This is a genomic window from Streptomyces sp. NPDC002309, from assembly GCF_053593375.1.
On record NZ_JBSFCI010000016.1, the window covers coordinates 138959 to 159998 of the forward strand.

Annotated in this window: 23 protein-coding genes; 10 read left to right on the forward strand and 13 right to left on the reverse strand. The window is 71.9% G+C overall.

All coding sequences use genetic code 11. From position 1 onward, the window contains the following. Positions 1-16 precede the first annotated feature (16 nt). Positions 17-763 carry a PaaX family transcriptional regulator C-terminal domain-containing protein gene (locus ACWCPM_RS15935; RefSeq protein ID WP_450976786.1) on the reverse strand — a complete coding sequence of 249 codons (747 nt, stop codon included), beginning with the start codon at positions 761-763 and terminating at the stop codon, positions 17-19. Positions 764-836: 73 nt separating this feature from the next. Between ACWCPM_RS15935 and ACWCPM_RS15940 the strand changes: the two genes are divergently transcribed. Next, positions 837-2525 (forward strand): DNA alkylation response protein, encoded by a 1689-nt coding sequence (locus ACWCPM_RS15940; protein ID WP_450976757.1) that lies wholly within the window; start codon positions 837-839, stop codon positions 2523-2525. Between the two features lie 177 nt (positions 2526-2702). Here the strand turns inward: ACWCPM_RS15940 and ACWCPM_RS15945 are convergent, their stop codons facing one another. Further along, positions 2703-3287, reverse strand: coding sequence for an Rv1733c family protein (locus tag ACWCPM_RS15945; RefSeq protein ID WP_450976758.1), 585 nt, complete (start codon positions 3285-3287; stop codon positions 2703-2705). A 193-nt stretch (positions 3288-3480) separates the two neighbouring features. Here ACWCPM_RS15945 and ACWCPM_RS15950 point away from each other — a divergent pair, with 193 nt between their 5' ends. Next, on the forward strand, positions 3481-4620 hold the full coding sequence (locus tag ACWCPM_RS15950) for a WD40/YVTN/BNR-like repeat-containing protein (RefSeq protein WP_450976759.1): 1140 nt from the start codon (positions 3481-3483) through the stop codon (positions 4618-4620). Positions 4621-4712: 92 nt separating this feature from the next. On the opposite strand, the gene ACWCPM_RS15955 is transcribed toward ACWCPM_RS15950, so the two are convergent. Continuing rightward, complete coding sequence (locus ACWCPM_RS15955; RefSeq protein ID WP_450976760.1) at positions 4713-5390, reverse strand: uracil-DNA glycosylase; 678 nt, start codon at positions 5388-5390, stop codon at positions 4713-4715. 590 nt (positions 5391-5980) lie between these two features. Here ACWCPM_RS15955 and ACWCPM_RS15960 point away from each other — a divergent pair. Both ACWCPM_RS15960 and ACWCPM_RS15965 read left to right on the forward strand, forming a co-directional pair. Beyond that, a complete protein-coding gene (locus ACWCPM_RS15960) occupies positions 5981-6988 on the forward strand; it encodes an N-acetylglucosamine kinase (RefSeq protein ID WP_450976761.1) in 1008 nt (335 codons plus the stop codon). A 167-nt stretch (positions 6989-7155) separates the two neighbouring features. Beyond that, complete coding sequence (locus ACWCPM_RS15965) at positions 7156-8079, forward strand: sirohydrochlorin chelatase (protein ID WP_450976762.1); 924 nt, start codon at positions 7156-7158, stop codon at positions 8077-8079. Positions 8080-8174: 95 nt separating this feature from the next. Here the strand turns inward: ACWCPM_RS15965 and ACWCPM_RS15970 are convergent, their stop codons facing one another. From ACWCPM_RS15970 to ACWCPM_RS15985, 4 genes are all read right to left on the reverse strand, one after another. Beyond that, complete coding sequence (locus ACWCPM_RS15970) at positions 8175-9194, reverse strand: lactonase family protein (protein WP_450976763.1); 1020 nt, start codon at positions 9192-9194, stop codon at positions 8175-8177. Between the two features lie 107 nt (positions 9195-9301). Next, on the reverse strand, positions 9302-10789 hold the full coding sequence (locus tag ACWCPM_RS15975; RefSeq protein ID WP_450976764.1) for an FUSC family protein: 1488 nt from the start codon (positions 10787-10789) through the stop codon (positions 9302-9304). A gap of 535 nt (positions 10790-11324) precedes the next feature. Further along, on the reverse strand, positions 11325-11864 hold the full coding sequence (locus tag ACWCPM_RS15980) for a hypothetical protein (RefSeq protein WP_450976765.1): 540 nt from the start codon (positions 11862-11864) through the stop codon (positions 11325-11327). A 67-nt stretch (positions 11865-11931) separates the two neighbouring features. Next, on the reverse strand, positions 11932-12492 hold the full coding sequence (locus ACWCPM_RS15985) for a hypothetical protein (protein ID WP_450976766.1): 561 nt from the start codon (positions 12490-12492) through the stop codon (positions 11932-11934). 644 nt (positions 12493-13136) lie between these two features. Between ACWCPM_RS15985 and ACWCPM_RS15990 the strand changes: the two genes are divergently transcribed. From ACWCPM_RS15990 to ACWCPM_RS16000, 3 genes are all read left to right on the forward strand, one after another. Then, positions 13137-13670 (forward strand): DUF5994 family protein, encoded by a 534-nt coding sequence (locus ACWCPM_RS15990; RefSeq protein ID WP_450976767.1) that lies wholly within the window; start codon positions 13137-13139, stop codon positions 13668-13670. Between the two features lie 7 nt (positions 13671-13677). Next, on the forward strand, positions 13678-14202 hold the full coding sequence (locus ACWCPM_RS15995; protein ID WP_450976768.1) for a hypothetical protein: 525 nt from the start codon (positions 13678-13680) through the stop codon (positions 14200-14202). A 69-nt stretch (positions 14203-14271) separates the two neighbouring features. Next, positions 14272-14772 carry a DUF5994 family protein gene (locus ACWCPM_RS16000; protein WP_450976769.1) on the forward strand — a complete coding sequence of 167 codons (501 nt, stop codon included), beginning with the start codon at positions 14272-14274 and terminating at the stop codon, positions 14770-14772. Between the two features lie 301 nt (positions 14773-15073). On the opposite strand, the gene ACWCPM_RS16005 is transcribed toward ACWCPM_RS16000, so the two are convergent. The 6 genes from ACWCPM_RS16005 to ACWCPM_RS16030 all read right to left on the reverse strand — a co-directional run bounded on the left by ACWCPM_RS16005 (position 15074) and on the right by ACWCPM_RS16030 (position 17872). Then, positions 15074-15229: a DUF6131 family protein gene (locus ACWCPM_RS16005; RefSeq protein ID WP_450976770.1), complete on the reverse strand. Its 156-nt coding sequence runs from the start codon at positions 15227-15229 to the stop codon at positions 15074-15076. A gap of 96 nt (positions 15230-15325) precedes the next feature. Continuing rightward, positions 15326-15931, reverse strand: coding sequence for an alkaline shock response membrane anchor protein AmaP (locus tag ACWCPM_RS16010; RefSeq protein WP_450976771.1), 606 nt, complete (start codon positions 15929-15931; stop codon positions 15326-15328). 27 nt (positions 15932-15958) lie between these two features. Next, positions 15959-16609, reverse strand: coding sequence for a DUF6286 domain-containing protein (locus ACWCPM_RS16015; protein ID WP_450976772.1), 651 nt, complete (start codon positions 16607-16609; stop codon positions 15959-15961). 140 nt (positions 16610-16749) lie between these two features. Continuing rightward, a complete protein-coding gene (locus ACWCPM_RS16020) occupies positions 16750-17163 on the reverse strand; it encodes an Asp23/Gls24 family envelope stress response protein (protein WP_450976773.1) in 414 nt (137 codons plus the stop codon). Then, a complete protein-coding gene (locus ACWCPM_RS16025; RefSeq protein ID WP_450976774.1) occupies positions 17160-17327 on the reverse strand; it encodes a hypothetical protein in 168 nt (55 codons plus the stop codon). The genes ACWCPM_RS16020 and ACWCPM_RS16025 overlap by 4 nt, the downstream gene beginning before the upstream one ends. Positions 17328-17389: 62 nt before the next feature. Continuing rightward, complete coding sequence (locus ACWCPM_RS16030) at positions 17390-17872, reverse strand: Asp23/Gls24 family envelope stress response protein (protein ID WP_450976775.1); 483 nt, start codon at positions 17870-17872, stop codon at positions 17390-17392. A 150-nt stretch (positions 17873-18022) separates the two neighbouring features. Between ACWCPM_RS16030 and ACWCPM_RS16035 the strand changes: the two genes are divergently transcribed. Genes ACWCPM_RS16035 through ACWCPM_RS16045 form a run of 3 tightly spaced genes read left to right on the forward strand, consistent with a single transcriptional unit; the run spans position 18023 to position 19637 of the window. Beyond that, the gene (locus tag ACWCPM_RS16035; RefSeq protein WP_450976776.1) at positions 18023-18598 is read left to right on the forward strand and encodes an RNA polymerase sigma factor; all 576 of its coding nucleotides are present in this window, start codon (positions 18023-18025) and stop codon (positions 18596-18598) included. Positions 18599-18639: 41 nt separating this feature from the next. Beyond that, on the forward strand, positions 18640-19260 hold the full coding sequence (locus tag ACWCPM_RS16040; RefSeq protein WP_450976777.1) for a hypothetical protein: 621 nt from the start codon (positions 18640-18642) through the stop codon (positions 19258-19260). Beyond that, positions 19260-19637, forward strand: coding sequence for a hypothetical protein (locus tag ACWCPM_RS16045; protein WP_450976778.1), 378 nt, complete (start codon positions 19260-19262; stop codon positions 19635-19637). The genes ACWCPM_RS16040 and ACWCPM_RS16045 overlap by 1 nt, the downstream gene beginning before the upstream one ends. Positions 19638-21040 lie beyond the last annotated feature (1403 nt).

Here is a 21040-nt window from a genome sequence, read left to right on the forward strand (position 1 = left end):
GCGCACGGCAGCCGCGTCACACCCGCCGCACCGCTCCCGTCAGCTCCCGCTGGTAGTCGGCGTAAGCGGTGCGCAGCGCGCCTCCGGGCCAGTCAGCGGGCAGGAGCGCGGGCGGCAGCACCGGGTCGGCGAGCAGATGGCGCACGACGGCCGCGTAGGCGGTGAGACGCTCGGCGGGACGTTCCACGCGCGCGATGCGCCCCAGCAGTACGCGTGCCGTCCCGGCCCAGGCCCCCGGCGACCACAGGGCCTCCGCCAGGTCGCGGGCGGGCTGCGCGGGCCGGGCCGTGAAGGGCTGGAGCACGTCCCCGAGGTCGTCCGGCAGGCGACGGCACAGGTTGGCCGGGCGGAGCCAGACGCCCTCACGGAGTTCGGCGAGCCGCAGGGCGGTGAGCCGCGAGCGCAGTCCGGCGCGTTCGGCGGGGCCTCGGCCCGTCGCGGTGATCACGGCCAGCTCCCAGTCGCCGTCCCACGCGCGTGTGCGGGGATGCAGGGCGTCGTCCTGCCTGCGCTGACGGTCCAGCAGCCGCTCACTGAGCCGGTAGCCGGTGTCCGTGCGCAGCAGGTCCCCGGCGGCCGTCATACGACTGAGCGCGGCCCGCAGCGTGGAACCGCCGACACCGAAGGGCTCCATGGCACGCGCGAGGTCGCGTCCCGAGAGCTCGGGCGGATGGGCGCCGAGCAGCAGGCTCAGCACGACGGACCGGGCCGACAGCGGGCGCAGGGCGGCGTCGCCGGGCGGGGCGGTCTCGTCGATGCGCATGGGGACGTACTGTACGGAACGCATGCCTGTTGCAGTATTGCTGCGGTCGCAGCGTAAGTGCAACACTCGCCGTATGGTCTCGACACATGACGGTCCCCACGGCGACGCCACCCACCTCGTCACCAACCAGCCCCCTGCCCTGACCCCGTACGACGCGTCCGACGACCGGGCCCTGCTGGAGGGGCTGCGGCGGGAGGGCGCCGGGTGGGCCGAGGAGGGCATCCGTCGGCTCGGCCGCCAGGCCGGCGGTGAGGAGGCACAGGAGTGGGGTGAGCTGGCCAACCGGCACGAGCCGGTGCTGCGCACCCACGACCGGTACGGGAACCGGGTCGACGAGGTCGACTTCCATCCCAGCTGGCACCGGCTGATGAGCGTCGCGGTCGCCGAGGGCCTGGCGGGCGCCCCCTGGGCGGACGACCGTACCGGTGCCCATGTCGCGCGTACGGCCGGCGGGCTGGTGTGGGGACACGCCGAGGCGGGCCACGGCTGCCCGACGTCGATGACGTACGCCGCCGTCCCCGCGCTGCGCCGCCAGCCGGACCTGGCCAAGGTCTACGAGCCGCTGCTGACGAGCCGCGAGTACGATCCGCGACTCGACGTGCCCACGCGGAAGAGCGGACTGCTGGCCGGCATGGGGATGACCGAGAAGCAGGGCGGCTCCGACGTCAGGACGAACACGACGGTCGCCACGCCGACCGCCGAGCCCGGCGTGTACACGCTGCGGGGGCACAAGTGGTTCACGTCGGCGCCCATGTGCGACGTGTTCCTGGTGCTGGCGCAGGCTCCCGACGGATTGTCCTGCTTCCTGGTGCCGCGTGTACTGCCGGACGGCAGCCGCAACACCTTCCGCATCCAGCGCCTGAAGAACAAGCTCGGCAACCGCTCGAACGCGTCGTCCGAGCCGGAGTTCGACGGGACCGTCGCGTGGCTGGTCGGGCCCGAGGGGCAGGGCGTCAAGACGATCATCGAGATGGTCAACTGCACCCGGCTGGACTGTGTGATGGCCTCGGCGACGCTGATGCGCAGGACACTGGTCGAGGCGGGGCACCACGCGCGGCACCGCAGCGCGTTCGGGGCGCGCCTGGTGGACCAGCCGCTGATGCGCAACGTGCTGGCCGACCTCGCGCTGGAGTCCGAGGCGGCCACGACGCTCACACTGCGGCTGGCGGGGGCGGCGGACCGGGCGGTGCACGGCGACGCCGGCGAGGCCGCGTTCCGGCGCATCGCCACCGCCGTGGGCAAGTACTGGGTCACCAAACGGGGCCCCGCGTTCACGGCGGAGGCCCTGGAGTGCCTGGGCGGCAACGGCTACGTCGAGGACTCGGGCATGCCCCGCCACTACCGTGAGGCGCCTCTGCTGTCCATCTGGGAAGGCTCCGGGAACGTCAACGCGCTCGACGTGCTGCGGGCGTTGAGCCGCGAACCCGGCACGGCGGAGGCGCTGCTGTCCGAGCTGGCCCTGGCGCAGGGGGCGGACGCACGACTGGATGCGGCGGTGAACCGGCTCAAGGACACGTTGGCGCAGGGATCGCCCTCAGGGGCGCGGCGGCTGGTGGAGCTGACGGCGCTCACCCTTCAGGCGTCGCTGCTGGTCCGGCACGCCCCGCCCGCGGTCGCCGACGCGTTCTGCGCGACGCGTCTCGGCGGGGACTGGGGACACGCCTTCGGCACCCTGCCCGACGGGGCGGACCTCGGCACGATCCTGGACAGGGCACTGCCGGTGACCGATCCGGCGGTCGCGCGTGTCGGGGAACCGGTCTGACTGTGCGTGTCGGGGAACCGGCTTGACGGCGCGCGACCCACGGTCGGTCTGACGGCGCGTCGGACCGACCGTGGGTCGCGCGCCGGACGGAGGTCGTCTCGCTCTACCGTTTCTGCCGCTCTACCGCTTCTGCAGCCGAGCCGCCGTGGCGGCGTGGCGCCGGCGCCATGGCACGGCTCAGCCCGCTCTGCGGCGCCACAGGGCGTCGAAGCGGGCCCAGTCGGTCTCCCACTGGTCCAGCCGTGCGCGTTCCAGACGGTCGCGCAGCAGGCGGCCGCCCGCCAGTGGCAGGGCGGCGGCGCCGAGGCCCGCGAGGGCGCCGACCAGACGGGCACGGACGCGGGCCTCGGACGGTGTCGTCGGCTCGGTGACCAGACGGCCCTGCCGGTCGGTCCAGACGGTGACGGGGGTGCCGACGGCGCTTCCTGGCCGGACCCGGGCCTGGCCGATGCGCTCGGAGCCGTCCGGCGCGGACCAGCGGACCTCCGCCCAGACCCGCTCGATGCCCGGTGCCCCGAAGCCTGCGGGGGACGATCCGCCCACCGGCTGTGTCAGCCGTGCCTCGACGCGACGCCACTCCACACGCTCCCGGGCCGGCTCCCCCTCGACGGCCCGGCCCACCGTCTGACCCGCGAGCAGCCCGGCTGGCACAGTGAGCGCCCAGGCGCCGAGCAGGACCCATGCCTCCACCCTGTCGGAGCGGCGCAGGAGCGGATTGCGCCGCAGGCGCCACAGCCACACCCTCGGACCACCGAACGCCATCGAAGGTCTCCTCCTCGTGCGCGCGCGAACGTCCCCCGACGACCTCCCATACGGCGAACGGCTCGCCCCTGCTCATGGGCGCAGCCGTCGTCGCGCCCGCACCGAGCGCCGAGCCGCCCGGCGCACGTTCCGCCGTGCGTCCGACAACACCCGTGCTGACCTGCGGCGCGGCCACTTTCGGGGGTCGGTGTCAGTGGTGGGGTGCAGACTGGCCGGTGTCTGGGACAAAGACGTCGCGGAGGTGATCGGCATGACCGAAGTACTGCTTGCCGTGGGCACACGCAAAGGCCTGTTCATCGGGCGCCGGCGCGGCAGCGCCTGGAAGTTCGACGAAAGCCCCTGCTTCAACGCACAGGCCGTGTACTCGGTCGCCATCGACACCCGGGGGGCGACGCCTCGACTGCTGGCCGGAGGCGACAGCGCCCACTGGGGGCCTTCGGTGTTCCACTCCGACGACCTCGGCCGGACCTGGACCGAACCGGCGGAGCCGGCCGTGAAGTTCCCCAAGGACACCGGCGCTTCCCTGGAGCGCGTGTGGCAGCTCCACCCGGCCGCCGCGGAGCCGGACGTCGTCTACGCGGGGACGGAACCGGCCGCGTTGTACCGCTCGGAGGACAGGGGTGAGACGTTCGAGCTCGTCCGTCCTCTGTGGGAGCACTCGACACGGTCGCGCTGGGAGCCGGGCGGCGGCGGAGAAGGCCTCCACACCGTGGTCACCGACCGGCGCGATCCGGCCGCGGTGACGGTCGCGGTGTCGGCGGCCGGCGTGTTCCGCACGACCGACGGCGGCGCGAGCTGGGCCCCGTCCAACTCCGGTGTCTCGGCGGTGTTCCTGCCGGATCCGAACCCCGAGTTCGGCCAGTGTGTGCACAAGATCACGCAGGACGCGGGGACGCCGGACCGGCTGTATCTCCAGAACCACTGGGGCGTGTACCGCAGCGACGACGCGGGCGCGCACTGGACCGACATCGGCGAGGGCCTGCCGTCGACGTTCGGTTTCGCCGCCGCGGCCCATCCCCACCGCGCGGAGACGGCGTACGTCTTCCCGATCAACGCCGACACCGACCGGGTGCCCGCCGACCGGCGCTGCCGGGTCTTCCGCACGGCCGACGCGGGCAAGTCCTGGGAGCCGCTGACGGCGGGCCTGCCCCAGGAAAACCACTACGGCACCGTGCTGCGCGACGCGCTGTGCACCGACGACGCCGACCCGGCGGGCGTGTACTTCGGCAACCGTAACGGAGAGGTGTTCGCGTCGGCCGACGACGGCGACAGCTGGCGGCAGTTGGCGTCGCATCTTCCGGACGTGCTGTGCGTGCGGGCCGCGGTGGTCTGACGGTGCGTCCGGGTGAGGGCCACCGGTGTCGGCGACGCGCGCGACCACCGCGCCTGAGACACCGGGGTCCTGCCGGAGAAGTCGCGGGCGGGCTACGGCAGTTGCCAGTCGACCGGCTGGGCCCCCTGGCCGGTCAGCAGGTCGTTGACCCGGCTGAAGGGCTTCGAACCGAAGAAGCCCCGGTCCGCCGACATGGGGGACGGGTGGGCGGACTCGATCGCGGGGAGATCGCCGAGGAGCGGACGCAGATTGCGGGCATCGCGGCCCCACAGCACGGACACCAGCGGCTTCCCGCGCGCGGCGAGCGCCCGGATCGCCTGCTCGGTGACCTCTTCCCACCCCTTGCCCCGATGCGCCGCCGGCTTGCGGGGGGCTGTCGTCAGCGCCCTGTTGAGAAGCAGCACGCCCTGCTCGGCCCACGGCGTCAGATCACCGTTCGACGGCCGCGGCAACCCCAGGTCCGTGTGCAGTTCACGGAAGATGTTCTCGAGACTCCCCGGCAGCGAACGCACCTCCGGCGCGACGGAGAAGCTCAACCCGACCGCCATCCCCGGCGTGGGGTAGGGATCCTGGCCGACGATCAGGACACGGACGTCGTCGAAAGGCTGCTGGAAGGCGCGCAGGACGTTCGCCCCCGCCGGCAGGTAGGTCCGGCCGGCCGCTATCTCCGCCCGGAGGAAGTCCCCCATGGCGGCGATCCGTTCGGCGACCGGGTCGAGAGCCTTCGCCCAGCCCGCTTCTACAAGTTCATGCAAAGGTCGTGGTGCCACGAAGCGGCACTCTACTGGCACACGCGGGCGACCCGCATGCGCCGCCGGGCCTCAGCGGTGGGCCTTCCCGCACAGGCGCTACTCTTCCTCCGCGTCGAGATCCGCATCCCGCTCCAGCGGACCGCGCAACCCGTCGCCGGGAAGGAGGGACGCGTGTCGCATCCAGCGGTCAGACCGCTGCGCCGTGGTCGCCATGGCCGGCCGGCCCGTCACTCACGACGCGCGGATTCCCGGGCGCCCCTGCCCGGTGCGGGGCCGGGACTCTCCGGGCTGTCGGACCGCGGACCGTGGTTCGGGCGGGGCGCGCCGACGCTCGGCACGACTCCGAGACGACCGGCCGCGCCTCGGGACGAGGGCCGGGACGAGGCCGCCGGGCCGGCCGTCCGCACACGTGCCGCGCGGGGCGAACCATCGGCGTCCCAGCCGCGGCGACACGACCTCCGCCCGCTGCCCGGCACCCTGCCCTCGGTGGAGTCCGCCCACTCCTCCCCCCTGTCCGCCGACGGCGGCCTCCTCGGCTCACGCCCTTTCGGCCGCGCCGACGACCGGCTCACGCGCCGGGTGGGCCGGCCGACGGACCGGCGTCTGCCGTGACCGGAGAGCCGCGCGACCACGCGCCCGCGAACGCCGACGGCTTCCTCGCCGTCGACTCCGGCGGCTCCGGGCTCCGTGTCGTCGTCGGGGACGTCGCGCGGGGGCCGCTCGCCGTGCGGGAGTCCCGGGTGCCGGTGCGGACGGGTGACCGGGGGATCGACGCCGGGCATCTGATGGAGCAACTGGTGCCTCTGGTGAGGGCCTTGACCGCCGAGGCAGGGCTCCCGGCGGTCGGCACCGCCGCTGTCGGCGCCGCCGGATTCAGCACGCTCGGTGACGCCCTGCGTGCCGATCTGCCAGGTGCCCTGCGCCGCGCATGCGGGATCCGGTCGCTGGCCCTCGCCGCCGACGCGGTCACCGCGTACGCGGGTGCCCTGGGATCGCGTACCGGCGCGGTCGTCGCCGCCGGTACGGGGCTGATCGCGATCGGCACCGATCTCACGCGCTGGCGAAGGGCGGACGGCTGGGGGCATCTGCTGGGCGACTGCGGCAGCGGCGCCTGGATCGGGCGGGCCGGGCTGGAGGCCGCGTTGCGCGCGCACGACGGGCGGGAGGGCGGCTCGCCCCGACTGCTCGCGTGCGCCGAGGAGTTGTTCGGCCCGATGCCGGATCTGCCCGGCAAGCTGTACCCGCGGCCGGACCGCCCCGCCGTCCTGGCCTCCTTCGCGCCCCTGGTGGCGGACTGCGCCCGCGAGGGCGACCCCGTCGCCCTCGCCGTCCTCCGCGCGGCGGCCCGGCACATGGCCGACTCCGCGCGCGCCGTCTGCCCGGCGGAGGGCGAACCCCAGATGGCGTTCACCGGTGGCCTGTTCAAGATGGGAGCCCCGCTGCTCGACCTCCTCGACGAGGAACTTTCCGTACTGCTGCCGCGGGCCCGGAGGGTGGTTGCCGAGGGCGATCCACTGCACGGCTCGGTGCGGATCGCGACCGAGTTGGCGACCGGGGCGCTCGGTCTGCCGCGTGACGAGAAGATGCTGTACGTGGTGACCCCGCAGGGTGATTGAATCCCCGACTTGCGCCGGTTCGTCCCGCACACGCCGTCGCCCTCCGCACAGAAACGCCCTGATCACTCCCCCATCGCGCGTAACTCATCAGACAAAACAGGACGGATACCGCTCACCTGCACCCTCCCCGAACAGGGGAGCCCAGTGAGCCAGTAACATGCGGCGCCATGAGCTCCCCCACTGGGCCCGCGTCCGGCCTGCCAGTACGAATGCCGCGACCCCGCCAGCCCGGGCGGCACCGCCGACCCGAGCCGCTGGCGGCTCCCGAGGGCGCGCCCGCGCTCGTCCTCGCGGTCCCCGGCACGCCCAGCGCCGCCACGCGCGGACTCGCCGAGGAGGTCGTGAGCATCGCCCGCTCCGAGCTCCCCGGCCTGGACGCCCGGATCGGCCACGTCGACGGGGACGGCTCGGAGTTCCCGACGCTGCAGACCGTGCTCGCGCAGGCCGCCGAGGAGCGCACCGCCCGCTACGAGCAGGCACGGGCCGCCGGTGCGGACGTCAAGGAGCCCGACGGTCCCGTCGCCGTCGTGGTGCCGCTGCTCGCCGGCCCCGACAGCTCGCTGCTGCGCCACATCCGCCAGGCCGTCATGGACAGCCGGGTCGCCGCCGAGCTGACCGACGTGCTCGGCCCGCACCCGCTGCTCGCCGAGGCCCTGCACGTGCGCCTCTCCGAGGCGGGCCTGGCCCGCGCCGACCGCGCCCGGCTTTTCACCGTGGCGACTGCCGCCGACGGCATCATCCTGGCCTCCGTGGGCGGCGAGGAGGCCGTGCAGGCGGCCGGGATCACCGGCATGCTGCTCGCCGCGCGGCTCGCCGTGCCGGTGATGGCGGCGGCCCTCGACCAGGAGGGCTCCATCTCGTCCATCGCCGAGCAGCTGCGCGGCTCGGGCTCGCAGCAGCTGGCGCTCGCCCCGTACCTGATCGGGCCCGAGATCGACGCGGGCCTCGTGGAGGAGGCCGCGAAGGAGGTGGGCTGTGCCGCCGCCGAGGCGCTCGGCCCCTACCCGGCCATCGGCAAGCTCGCGCTGGCCAAGTACACGGCGGCGCTGGGTATCGCCCCGCAGCAGCCGCAGGGTGCGCCGGTGCACTGAACCGGCGCACGACGGCCGGACCGATGAAGGGCCCGCTCCGGATGCCGGAGCGGGCCCTCGGGTTCGACGGCGACGGCCGATGGCGATGGCGAGGGTCAGCCGAACACCACGCAGGACGCCGCCGGCACGGCGACAGAGCCGGCCCGCCGGGGCAGCCCGGTCTCCGCGTCGAGGGCGAACCATGTCACGTCCCCGGACCGCTCGTTCGCGACGTACAGGAACCCGCCCGACACGGCGATCGCGCGCGGCCAGTGCCCTCCGCACGGAACCGTCCCGGTCAGCCGCAGTCCCTCCCCCTCGACCGTGAACACCGACAGCACGTCCTCCCCACGGGTCGCGGTCCACACGAAACGGCCGTCGGGCGAGACGACGACGCCCGAGGGGTAGGCGTCGCCCGCCGCGCCGCCGGGCAGTACCCGCGTCTCCGTCAGCGGCTTCAGCGACCCGTCCCAGGCGTCCCAGCGGCAGACCGTGACGGTCGGCGTGAGTTCGTTCAGCACGTATGCACAGGTGCCGTCGGGGTGGAACGCCAGGTGCCGCGGGCCGGAGCCGGGTCGCAGGGCGGTCTCCCGGTGCAGTGCGAGGCCGCCCTCCTTCAGCGTGCACACGCGTACGGAGTCCGTGCCCAGGTCGACACTGACGACCCAGCGCCCGCTGGGGTCGCCCTGCACCTGGTGGGCGTGCGGGCCCCGCTGGCGGAGGGTGTGCGGCCCGGATCCTGAGTGCCGCAGCACGCCGGACGGGGCGACGGCGAGGGCGCCGTCGGGACGCAGCGGCACGGCGGTGACACTGCCGGAGCCGTAGTTGGCGGTCAGGAGGTGACCGGCGACCACGCTGAGGTGGGTCGGCCCGTCACCGACGGGGACGGGGGGACCGGCCGGTTCGGGTACGGCCCCGGTGACGCGGTACGCGGCGACCGCGCCGTCGGTCGTCTCGCTGACCGCGTAGAGGGTGTCCCCGCCCGCCGAGAGGGCGAGGTAGGAGGGGTCGGGTACCCCGTTCAGGCTGCCCAGCACGGTCAGGGCACCGCTTCCCGCGTCCACGCCCGCCGTCACGACCCCGAGGCCGCCGGCCGCCGTGAACGACCCGATGAACGCCCGTCCGCCGTCTGCCACGGCTGTCCCCTCTCGGTTGTCGGGTGTCGCGGGCGACGCTAGCAGTTGAAACCGGTGCGGTCTGGACCAACGGGTCGGCGTGAGTGCCGAGGGAGGATCTGCCTCCCTCAGGCACCGGCCGACGGCGCCCCGGACGGTGCGCGCAGCGGCGTGGCGAGTTCCGCCAGGGCGCGTTCCAGGCCGTGCAGGTGGGCGAGAGCCCCTTCGTGCGCGGCCGGCTCGGGCGCGAAGGCGGTGGTCCGTGCCGTCGTACCGTCGGTGAGTGCCTCCACCGCGGCCTCCACACGCCGGCAGGCCGCGGTCAGACGGACGTCGTGCGATGCCTCCGGGTCTGCGGCGACGGCGACGAGGCCGCGGATCTCGCGGGCGCAGTCGTCGAGCAGGTCGATGACCTGACGGGCACGGGCTTTCCGGGCGCGGAAGGGAGTCATGGGGTGCGTCAACGGAGCGAGTGCCATCCGTACCCGGCCGAGCAGCAGCTCCAGTTCCGCGGCGTGCGGCGCCGGGTCGCCCTGCGGGTCTCCGGCGAGGCGAGCGGTCGCTTCGGCGGTGGCCGCGTGGACGCAGTGCAGCGCCCGCTGTATCCAGGCATCGTTCGTGGCGTGCGTGGTGACCGGCAGGACGAGGGCCACTGCCAGCGCGGCACACAGCGCGCCGACACCGGTCTCCGCGAGACGGAGCCCGAGCAGGCCGGTGTCCAGTACGCCCAGCAGGCCGTAGAGCAGGCTGACCATGACCGTCACCGCCAGCATCATCCAGGAATAGGAGACGGCGGAGGTGTAGAAGATGCCGAAGACGCAGACGGCGACGAGGGCGGCCGTCGACGTGGGCGCGCCGTGCAACGGGATGGCGACCAGCAGGCCGACGGCGACACCGAGCACGGTTCCGAAGACCCGGCGAAAGCCGCGGACCAGGGTTTCGCCGCGAGAAGCCGTGTTGACGAAGATCCACCAGACAGTGCCGACGGCCCAGTACCAGCGCTCTTCGGAGAGCAACTGCCCCACCAGCAGCGCGACAGTCGAGGCAGCGGTGGCCTGGAGGGCTTGCCGGGTGGTGATCCGCGCCAGTCCGCTGCCGGGCAGGGCCGGCGGGGCCGGCGCGGGTGGGGTGTGACGACGCTCGATGGGCCAGAGCACGAAGCGCGTGGCGCCGGCCGCGAAGAGGGCAAGGCTCATGGCGAGGTACAGCTCGGGCAGCTGAGCGGGAACCGCTTGCAGGAACTGCGTGACGAAGAAGCTCATGAAGGCGAAGATCCCGAGCGCGTGGCCCCGCGGGCCCCAGCGGCGGGCGTAGACCCCGCAGAGGACGACAGCCAGGAAGGCGGCGTCACGGGCCGGGGTGACGCCGTGCAGTGCGCTGGCAAGCGCCAGCACGGGGAATCCGGCGACCGGCAGCAGGGCGGTGGTGAGCCGTTGGTCACGGACGGTCGCGTCGGTGACCGTGAAGAGGGCCAGCAGTGCCGCGAGCCCGCCGGTGATCGAAGCGGTGAGCGACAGGCCGCTGAGTTCGCACACGGCGACGGCGGCGGCGACACCGACGACAGCACGGGTCGCGTGCCGCATCCTCAGGCGCCCCGGGTCCGGAGCCAAGAACATCCTTCTCACGGCGGTGCGCCGCCCTCTCATGGTGGTACGCGTCCTGCCGGCGGTCGTCCCGGGTGGCGGGCGACAAGCAGGCACGACGAAGACACCGCGGTCCGGACCCGGCCTCGTCGCCGTCCGGCGCTGCGCGGCGCCGCAAGTGCATGGATAGGACAAAGACAACCACCTCCGGGCCCATTGGCTCAACTGTCGAGCGATCGACTGCACCGATGGCACAGCTGACTAGCCTCGATGTCGACCGATTGGAGGCCAATGGGTCAGATTTCAGCCGCGAATCCCCGGTTTCGGGAACCGGGGATTCTGCGGAACAGAGGTGTCGTCCGTGCGCCAGACCTGGCAGTAGCGCTCTGCGACATCTGCGCTGAGCGATACCCGCTTCAAGGCTCCGATGCGCGATGCCGTGAACACCCCTGATGGCACCAGCCTTCGACCAGCCCCTTCTCGAAGGGCCCGCCGAGTGGAGGGAGCCCGTCCTTATGTGGGCGCGGACGCTGATGGAATCAGGACGAGCCATTCGATCCGTGTGGTGTCAGGTGACCAGCAGGCGGTTGAAGAAGGACCGGTAGTGGCGTAGCGCTTGGCGCAGGTCCTCAGTGTTCGCCTGTTCGCCCCGGTTCCACTGGTCTTCAAGTTCTTGCTTGTGGTCGGCGAATGTGGTGGCCAGCCTTTGCATCACGTCGGCGACCAGCGCGTCGGCGGTGTGCACGGCGTCCCGCGGGTCGTCCACAAACTTGTTCTGCACTTCCTGCCAGCGTGCACGGAAGCCTTGTTCATCCTGCGGGCTAAGGAGCTGGTGGACCTCGCCCTCGGCGTGGCTGTCCTGGCCCGGAGCTTGATGCAGTCCGCTCTCGTCGGTGCTCAGCGCCCCGTTCTGAGTGCCTACGCCGGCTCCCGCGGCCTTCTCGCCGGCGGGGTTGCCGGGGGCGTTCGTGCTTTCGCCAGGAAAGGTCGGAACATCGGTCGGCGTGCTGCCCGCACCCTCCAGTGTGGATCTTTCCTGAGGGTGGGCGAGATCGTCGGTGGACAGGCCGCTCGCGGCGCCGCTGCCCTGTGTGTCTTCGCGTTGCATTTCTTCTCGCTTTCTGGAGCCTTGCGCGCGTCTCCCGGATCGAGGCGGCGGGTCGGTCCTGGGCCCTTCAAGCGGGGACGTGGCGGCGGGATTCGCCGCCGTCGGAGAGCAACTCGTCGAAGAGGGCGCGATAATGCACCATCGCACCCCGCAATTGTTCGGTGGTCGCCTGATGCCTGACGCTGAGCTCGTCGACATCGTGGGCGGCCCGGTAGTGCTCGAGGGTGCGGCTGTGCTGGACCGAGAGGTCCTTGAGCTGCTGATCGAAGTCCTGGGTCGGGTAGCCGCGGTCGTGCATCAAGGAGGTCACGAGGCGATCCGCGTCGTGCACGGCGTCCTCCGGACGGTCCACGAATTCTTCTTGCACGCTGGTCCAGTCCCGGGTGTACCGATCCCTGACGCCGCTGTCCAGCGGCTTGATGTCCAACGCTTCATGCCGCTTTTCGCGGGCCCTGAGCTCACGCTCGCCGGCTGAGCGACTGTCGGCATCCTCGACCGTTCGTTCGTACTCCGGACCGAAGCGTTCGTGCAGCTTGCGGCGGCGCATGCGTAGCGAGATTGCCACGGCCGCCACGGCGATTATCACCACGATGGCAATGATGATCGCCAGAAGTGTCCCTGTTGACATCGGGCAGGCTCCTAACGTGCGACCTTTCTTCCCTTGTTCACCGAATTTCCGCTTCTCCTTCTTTGAAACGAAGCGAGAGGGCAATCACCACGGCAGGCCGTTCCGCCCACACACGGGGTTACCTGCAGCGCGCAGGGGCGGGGCACATGTCTGAGCGCCGCGACCTGCGGTGTCATTCTCAGATGTGGAGGCGTGAACTCAACTGACCAATGCAACAACCCAGATAGCCTTTGGACAGCATCGTGCATCGTGCATCGCGGGTCTCGGGCGCCGCGATTTACGGTGATCCGATAATTTACGTTCACCGTTGGGAGGTCAGCACCAAGGACTGGGGCAACCTGCGCAACGACTGCGTAGCACTGGCACCCGTTGTCCTTGAGTGACTGCTGGAGCGCGTCCGTGTCCGAAGCCCACCGGACCCGCTTTCCTGGTTCGGCCCGCAGGCTGACGCCAGGTAGGCGGGCGGGGCGCGCCGGCGCGCTGCAAGAACTGGGAAATACCTTCCATCGGCAGCATTACAGGCCCACAGGCGGAGTAGTGTGAAGACATCGGGAGTTCTTCGCGCATCGGTTCCGCTGCGGGTGCCGTTTCCGGTGATTGACAACGCCGGGCCGCACCCACGGGCCCGGGGGCGGGTCCGCGCCATGAACGTGACCATCAACCGCACGAAGTCGGACAGGCGCGCCATATCGCTCCCGGCCCGCCTCTCCCTGGCGTCCGCGCCGGGTGGGCTGAAGGGCATATGGTGGCCTCGCTCCCGCGCCCTCACCCGTGAGCTGCCGGCGTTGACGGCCGCACTCGGTGACCGGTGGGGCCGCGTCACAGGGGTCACGGTGAATCCGGCCTACTGGCCCATCATCCCGCGTTGGGTGTCCGCCGCCGGGCGCACGGTGCATGTGGGCTGGTCCGCCGAGGAGCAGGATCCGCACAGAGTGACCCTCTCCTTCTCCGACGGCCGCAGGGATCTTCTGGTGGTTCCCCCGGAAACCGGTGCGGGTGCCGCCGCGCTGCTGATGGCCGGCGACGGTGTCGATGCCCCGGTACGGGGAGTGGCAGCGGACGTCATCGATGCCCGAAGCGGGGAAAGCGCGTGGGAGAGCGAAGGCGGAGCGGGTCCGCCACCCCTGACCCGGCGCTTCCGCTCGATGAGGCGTTCGCCCGCCGGTGGACGGAGGTGAGAGGGCCATGACCGCCATCACCGTGGCCGTGCTGCTCGTCCTGGCAGCCGTCGGAGCCCTTCTGATGCGCCGGCTCAACAGTCAGCAGAATGAACGGATCGCCACGTTCCACTACTCCGATGTCCTGCCGGGGATCGGCCGTCGGACCCGACGACGCCGTCCGGCGGTGGACGAAACCGCCGCCGCAGGGCACATCACGACAACTACGACGGAGCACATCGACGTCGGCATGACCGCGGGCAGCAGAGGCAGGCACGTCATGGCGATCATGCACGAGCGGATGACGTATCGCGGGAAGATCATGCGGGCTCTGTACCAAGCCGCCGAGGTGAACCGTCTCCCGGGCCTCAACGGGGCGAAGCTCCGCGACGAACTTGGCATCCCTGAGCAGGACATGGCCGCTGCCTGCGCGTATCTGGTGGGCGAGGGCCGGATCGTCGTCGACTGGGGCAGGGGCGACACACCGGACAGGATCACCCTGACGCATCAGGGCTTGCGGCAGATGGAAACAGCAGACGAGGAGCGTGGCTGAGCCGCGTCCGCAGGGACAACTCGGCCGCCGCAGTACGGGCGACCGCCATACGCAGGACGGGCGGACACCATGAATGACTCGGATACCTCTGGCACCCCTGGCGCCTCCAGGTTGCTGCCGGACGCTGTCCACCGATCGGTGAGTCCCGGCACCGCACTGCTGAGGCTCGAGACCACACACGCGCGTGAGGGAATCCTGGACGGCGCCTGGTGGCCGCGTTCCCGAGACATCGGTGCCGAGCTGCCGTCGCTGATCGAGGCGTTGACCGAGCATCTCGGACCTGTCACCCGCGTGGGGCTGGACCGCGGTGCCTGGGACGAACTGCCGACGCGGCTCCTGGTCGACGGCCGGGTCGTCCACATCGACTCGTTCCCGGTCGGGGACGACACCGTTCTCATCACCCGAGGCGAACAGGACCACTTCTCCCTGCTGGTCGTCCCGCCGCATACAGCGCCGGACGCGGCACGTGCCGCCATGGCCCGGGCAGCGCGCGCCGCCAATCTCACCGAGGCCGAACAGATCCTCATCGACATCGACACGGGCAGCGGCAACCCGTCCCTGCCGGCCTGACATCGCCCGTGCGGAAGTCTCCTTGCGGCAGGACGCCAGACGCGGGTGGAGCCCGAACCCGTTCTTCCGATCGGCGGGCGCCTGTGGTGAACGCGTCGCCACCACCGGGCCGCCCGGTGAGGCCCGTTGCCCCTGCGCTCGTACGGCCAGAGCCAGCAGGACCTCCGCCGTGCCGCCTCCAGCTGCGCCCGGCGCGGAGAGTCGATCGCGGGTCAGATCGACCTCTCCTGCGCCTTCTCAGCCTCCTGGAACGTCTCGGCTGAGTGCACGACCTGCAGCGGCCGGGTTCCGTCGTAAGCGTTCACCAGTAGTGACGTCGTCCGGCGAGGGCGTGTCCCATCGAGCCGAGCACCCACAGGACCGCGCCGACGACCAACAAGACGATCCCGATCGTCCACAGGATGGACAGTCCGGTGAGGAAGCCGACGACGAGCAGAACGATACCCAGAATGATCATGATTTCTCCCTTGCGGAGTGTGGCCGTTCCCTGTGCACGACGAGGGTCCGCCGCGAAGGATCGCAGGGGGAGGCGCGGTGACGGTCGGTCATCTCCTCACTCCGCGCGGTGCGGTTTGTGGTGGGTGACCCGCAGGCGGACCTCGGCGGGCACGAGCGGGAGGCCGGTGGATCGACGGGCGGTTCGAAGCGGGCCTGCGCAGAGGGCGTCGAGGACGGCGCCGGGTGGCGCCTGAGGGGTGAGAGTGAGGAGGACGCGGGTGTGGGGATGCGCGGGCCGGCCTGTGATGCGTACGGCTGTCTCCTCGACCCCGGGCAGGGCACCGGCTTCGGCGGCGAGTGCGTCGCTGAGCGCACGGTCGCGCAGTTCGACGCCCTCCGAGGGGGGTGTGCCGCCGACGGGCAGCGACCCGGGGCGGCGTCGGTGCAGTTGGGCGAGCAGCCACCACAGGGCGAGCACGGCGGCGAGGGCGAGGGCGGCGATGACCGTGGGCCACCACCAGCCCGGGCTGCTCCAGCGGGCCCGGTCGGCGGAGGCGAGCAGGACGTCGTCCGGGGTGGTCAGAGGCCAGCCGGCGGGCGGCACCAGATCGTGTCGGCGGTAGACGTCGAGCCCGGCGAAAATGATCAGAAGTCCGCCGCCGAGCAGTACGAGTCCGGCGAGGGCCAGAAGACTGCGGTTGAGCAAGGGTCGCGGCGTCATGGCGGGCTCCGGTAGTGGGGTTTCCGGTCAGTCGGTGCGTTGCCGCGCCCGCACGACGATGCGGGGAGGGCGGGCGAGAGCGAGTCGGTCGCGCTCGTCGTCGAGAGCAGTGATGAGGTCGTCCTTGACTTGTCGAGGGTCGCGGAAGCGGATGTCCGCGCGGGCTTTGACGCGGTGGCGCCGGACCCGGACGCGCGCCTTGCCGACTCCGGGTACCCGCATGGCGGCGTCGCGCAACAGGTCTGCGGCGCCGTCGCGGTCCAGAAGGGCCCGCAGCCCTGACGCAGGGGTGCGCAGGGGCAGCCAGCGACGCAGGCCAGGGGTGAGCGCCAGGACGATCAGCCAGAGGCCGGCCGCAACGGCGACGGCCGCTCCCGTGAGCATCCACCCGTCGTCCACGGGGCGTGCGGCCAGTTCTTCGGCCAGCCTCCGGCGCCAGGCTGCCGCAGGGCGTCCCGCCCGTACGGCGACGACGTCGAACAGCGCGGCGCCTGCCGCGACGAGACACAGGGAGGCGACGAGTACGGCCGGAAGGCGGCGCGCGGACCACGGACGGTAGGTCCGGTGCCCGCTGCCGAGGCCGCCCGCTGCCCGGTCCGGCGCAGTGGACGCCTCATGTTCGGGCGGACCGAGGTGCGCGGGCCTCCCCGGCTCCCCGGGATTCTTTGTCAGCGACACGGTGTCATGGCGCACGGCGGGCGCGGAGCCTCGGGTGGGAGGATGATCCGGGTCGGGGTTCATACCAGGCCTCTTTCCTGCGCACGTGCCAGGTGGCTTTCCCCCGCGGTGTCGTCGCCGGTGGGGGCCATGGTCGCGGCTCACCGGACCCGCCCCCGGCGGGCGTCGGTGGCGGTGAGCAGGCGCCGGACGGTGAGGGTGACCTCTCCCACCGTCAGGCCGGTCAGCAGGGTCACGCGCTCGGAGACGTCGTGCCGTATCCGCTCGCAGACCTGGGGGAGGTCGGTGGGGTACGGCAGGTCCATGGCCAGGTGCAGGCGCACCGATCCTGCCCGGGCGGCCGCCGAGGCCGCGGGCGCCGACGGCTCGCTCCGGTCGGGCGGCACGGCGGCGCGCCGGGACTGAGCCGCGCGTGCGGCCTGTGCGGCGATCCTGGCGATCACCTTCTCGGGGATGACGGTGACGCCCCGCTCGGCCGGAGGCGGCAGACCGGCGGCTCGCACCGCCGGGCCGGAACCTTCGCCGTCGTGCGGGGAACCGGGCCGGGTGGTCACCGCTGCCTCCGGCCACGGAGGTCGAGGTCGCCCTGTACGGCGAGACCGACTGTCAGCCCGGTCGCGCCAAGGACCAGAACCAGCAGGAATGCCCAAAAGCCGCCGAAGTACCCGGCGAAGCCCAGGGCCATGCCGGCCGCGAGGCCCGTCGTCGCTGTGTTCATCGTGCTCACCCGTCTCGCCGACGTCCGTGTGGTCGTCTGCCAGGTCAGGACGTGGCAGCCGATCACCTCACGCGGCCCTCGTCCGGTTCGGTGTCTTCGTCCTCGTCGGGAAGGTGGACGTCGTCGACTGCGATGTTGACCTCGACGACCTCCAGCCCTGTCATCCGCTCGACGGCGCTGATCACATGGGTGCGCACGCCCCCGGCGACGTCGACGATGGAGACGCCGTACTCGACGACGACCTCCAGGTCCACCGCGGCCTGGCGCTCGCCGACCTCGACCTTCACGCCGCGCGTGATGCTTCCGCCCCCGCCGGGGACGCGTTCCCGCATGGCGCCGAGGGCGCGGGCCATCCCCGCTCCCAGGTTGTAGACGCCTTCTACCTCGCGCGCGGCCATGCCCGCGATCTTGGCCACCACGCCGTCCGCGATGGTGGTCCTCCCCCGTGTCTCGGCCGGGGTTCCGGCCCCGGTACGGCCCTTCAGCGCGCTGACGCCCGTGTCGGGCCGGCCGCCCCCGCCGACGCTTGAAATGTTTTCCGTCATGGCGGTCGCCTCGATCGGCCAGTCGGACATCCGTGTGATGTCCGTCGAAAGTTGGACGTACCTGGCGCACATCTCTCACGCCGATTCGATGTGACGTGTATCACAATTCGCATTCGGGTACCCGTATGTTCGAGTTTGTGTGGGGGCGTCATGATCGAACGCTCTGCATCCCCCTTGCCGGAAGGCGATCTGCCGGACGGGGTGCTGGCCGTACGCGCGGCCGAGGGGGACGAGGACTCCTTCGGCGTTCTCGTCCAGCGGCACAGCCGATCCCTGCTGGCCCTGGCCCGTTGCATGCTGGGCAGCCCCCAGGACGCCGAAGAAGCCGTGCAGGACGCCTTCGTCAGTGCCTGGCGGCGGCTTCCGGAATACCGCCATAGTGCGGAGTTCCGGACCTGGATGTACCGCATCACCGTCAACCGGTGCCTGACCGTGCGCCGGCGCCGCCCGCAACCCCTCTCCCTGGACGCCGTCGCCGAACCCGCGACGGGCGACGCGTGGTGCCAGCCCGCCAGGTCCGCCGAGCAGGACGCGGCCGCCGCCGCCCTGTCCCGGGCGCTCGCCGAACTGGACGCCGACCAACGGATCTGCTGGATCCTGAGGGAAGTGCAGGGCCTGCACTACAAGGAGATAGCCCATGTGACGCGGACCAGTGAACCGACGGTGCGCGGCAGACTGTTCAGAGCGCGCCGAACCCTGCAGGAGGCGATGGATTCATGGCGCTAGACGACCCTCACGCGCGGCCTTCCGCACCGCCTGGGGCCGACGTGCCTCCCATCGGGCCGGCCGTCGACGCGCCCCCGTTCGCCGGTGACGAGATGCTGTCCTGCGGCCGGCTGCTCAGCCGGGTCTGGGAACAGGCGCAGGACGCGGCGCCGCCCACGGATCCGCACCCGGCGTCCTGCCCCCACTGCCGAGAGGCTGTCGAGGGACTGGCCACGGTGGACGCGGCCACCCGGGCGCTGTGCGCCGAGGCCCCTGACGGTCTGCACGCACTCGCCGACCGCGTCATGGACGCCGTCAGGGCAGAGGCACGGCTCGGGCGGCTGCTGCCCCTGGCCGACCGGGACCGGGACCTGCGGATCGCCGAGAACGCCGCCGCGAAGGTCATGCGGCGGGCGGCGGACGCGGTTCCCGGTGCGAGGGCGGCGACGTGCCGGCTCGGACCTGACGACGAGGGCAGCGAGGTGCGGGTGACCATGACCCTGGCGGCCGCCCTCGACCGCCCGCTTCCCGACCGGATTCAGCAGGTGCGCCGATCGGTACTCCACTCGGCCGGACAGGACCTTGGGCTCGCGGTGGCGGCCGTCGACATCACCGTGGTCGACGTCCTGGAACCGGGGCCGCCCACCGTCGGCCCCGGCCTTCCGCCCGGCGGTGGCACGTGATGACCGCCGTCTTCCCCACCACGCTCCCTGCTGTCGCGGCCGAGGCGGCCCTCACGGTGCCCGGCGTGGCGGCCTTGCAACCCCGCCTCGCCCACCGCCTCGCGGCCGCCGCCTCATCCAGCAGGACGGACACCACGCCTCGCCTCACCCCACCCGAGGCGGGCGTCCGCGCCGACCGGGCGCCGGACGGGTCGGGATGGCACATCGAGGTGCGCTGCGTCCTGACCGAGGGCCGGTCGGCGCTGGACATCGCCCGGACCGTCCACGATCGGGTGAGCGCCGCCGCCGTCCCCCACCTCGCCGCCCTCGGTGTCGCGGAGCGGCTCACCGTCACGGTCACAGTGACCCGTATCGTCGTTCGGCACGGCGGGGCTTGAGATGCCCCGAGTCGACCCCGGCCACGTATCCGCTGTCATCCCGCAGCGGATCTGCGCCCCCCTTTCCGGGCGAATCAGACCGCACCCCGACCGTCAGAAACAGGAGCGGGGTTCTGCGCGAGTCGTGCGACGGCAGCCCGCAGCGCCGGCTCTCTGGATTGACCGGCCCCGGATCGAGACCTGTCCCAGGCTGAGTCGACACAGCCCCGCCGCACCAACGCCACAAGCCCGGTGAACTACGCATGGGTGAGTCCCGAACGCGGCTCGATCCGCTTCGGATCACCTGATGAGATCGGCCTCGCCGTTTCGGCGGTTGAGGCGATCAGGTGTCGCTGAGGCCCTGAGGCGTGCGGCGACATGCAGCAACCGGCAGCGGAGCTTCTTCGGCTGGGCGGCGGTCAGTTCGCCGTCCAGCCGGCGCTGTCGGTGCGGACGACGACGTCGGTGCTGTGCCGTTGAGCGTCGGGGATCTGCGCGATCGCCCGGTCCAACATCGCAATGTGATCGGCGGCAGTGTTGGCTCCGGAGCCACCGGGCCGCAGTCGTCCCACACGGCCTCGCCGGTGTTCGCGAGGAAACACAGCAGCGGATGGAAGCCAAAGCCGCCCATGTAGGTCAGGGCTGCCTGTTCCCTTTCCGAGTGGCAGGCGGCCAGCGTGGCGTCGAGGTCCAGAACCAGGCCGGGAAGCTCGTCCACCGGCCCGAACAGCAGGTATGCCCTCGCCGGTCTCCGAGGCCCGCATCCAGGCAACGCGGTAGAACGCTGCGATGGCGGCCTGGCCGGACGGCAGCATCCCGATGTCGTCGAGGATGATCAGGTGAACCCTGGTGATCTTCGCGATCGCTTTGGCGACGATGTTGTCGACGGTGGCCCGGCCGACGTGGGCCGTGAGCGATTCGAGGCTGAACAGGCGACTTGCACGCCCCGGTCGATGGCCTTGTGGGCGATGACCTCGGCGAAGTGGCTCTTGCCGGTGCCGGGCCGGCGAGGGCGAGGTTCTCCGCCCGGCCGACCCGCTCCAGCGTCATCAACGCCTGCCGGGTAGGGGCCGAAATGGAGGATTCCTCCTCCCGCCACGAGTCGAACGTCTTGCCGGTGGGCAGGTTGGCCTGCTTGCGGTCCTGCAACGGGCGGCCCTGCCCCGGCCCTTGATCTCCTGTTCCAGCAGGAGACGCACGACGTCGGCCGGATCCCAGCGTTGCGAGCGGACGTGGCCAGCGCGGACGGGGCTGCCTTGCGGAGAAAGGGGAACCGCATCCGCTTCAGGACGCTCTCCGGCTCGGCCGACTCGGCCGGCAGCGGCGGTGGGGCGAGCCAGCGGCTGCCCCGTGGGGTTCTGTTCTCCGCATGCGGCTGCGGGGATCATTGCTCAGACTGGGAGAAGCGGGGCGACGAGCGTGGC

Coding starts and splice junctions, on each gene's coding strand:
- ACWCPM_RS16030 (WP_450976775.1), bottom strand. CDS start 17,872: ATGACGGAAAACATTTCAAGCGTCGGCGGGGGCGGCCGGCCCGACACG.
- ACWCPM_RS15995 (WP_450976768.1), top strand. CDS start 13,678: ATGACCGCCATCACCGTGGCCGTGCTGCTCGTCCTGGCAGCCGTCGGA.
- ACWCPM_RS15965 (WP_450976762.1), top strand. CDS start 7,156: ATGAGCTCCCCCACTGGGCCCGCGTCCGGCCTGCCAGTACGAATGCCG.
- ACWCPM_RS16035 (WP_450976776.1), top strand. CDS start 18,023: ATGATCGAACGCTCTGCATCCCCCTTGCCGGAAGGCGATCTGCCGGAC.
- ACWCPM_RS16010 (WP_450976771.1), bottom strand. CDS start 15,931: ATGACGCCGCGACCCTTGCTCAACCGCAGTCTTCTGGCCCTCGCCGGA.
- ACWCPM_RS15940 (WP_450976757.1), top strand. CDS start 837: ATGGTCTCGACACATGACGGTCCCCACGGCGACGCCACCCACCTCGTC.
- ACWCPM_RS15980 (WP_450976765.1), bottom strand. CDS start 11,864: ATGCAACGCGAAGACACACAGGGCAGCGGCGCCGCGAGCGGCCTGTCC.
- ACWCPM_RS15985 (WP_450976766.1), bottom strand. CDS start 12,492: ATGTCAACAGGGACACTTCTGGCGATCATCATTGCCATCGTGGTGATA.
- ACWCPM_RS16045 (WP_450976778.1), top strand. CDS start 19,260: ATGACCGCCGTCTTCCCCACCACGCTCCCTGCTGTCGCGGCCGAGGCG.
- ACWCPM_RS16005 (WP_450976770.1), bottom strand. CDS start 15,229: ATGATCATTCTGGGTATCGTTCTGCTCGTCGTCGGCTTCCTCACCGGA.
- ACWCPM_RS16000 (WP_450976769.1), top strand. CDS start 14,272: ATGAATGACTCGGATACCTCTGGCACCCCTGGCGCCTCCAGGTTGCTG.
- ACWCPM_RS15935 (WP_450976786.1), bottom strand. CDS start 763: ATGCGCATCGACGAGACCGCCCCGCCCGGCGACGCCGCCCTGCGCCCG.
- ACWCPM_RS15975 (WP_450976764.1), bottom strand. CDS start 10,789: ATGTTCTTGGCTCCGGACCCGGGGCGCCTGAGGATGCGGCACGCGACC.
- ACWCPM_RS16025 (WP_450976774.1), bottom strand. CDS start 17,327: ATGAACACAGCGACGACGGGCCTCGCGGCCGGCATGGCCCTGGGCTTC.
- ACWCPM_RS15990 (WP_450976767.1), top strand. CDS start 13,137: ATGAACGTGACCATCAACCGCACGAAGTCGGACAGGCGCGCCATATCG.
- ACWCPM_RS15945 (WP_450976758.1), bottom strand. CDS start 3,287: ATGGCGTTCGGTGGTCCGAGGGTGTGGCTGTGGCGCCTGCGGCGCAAT.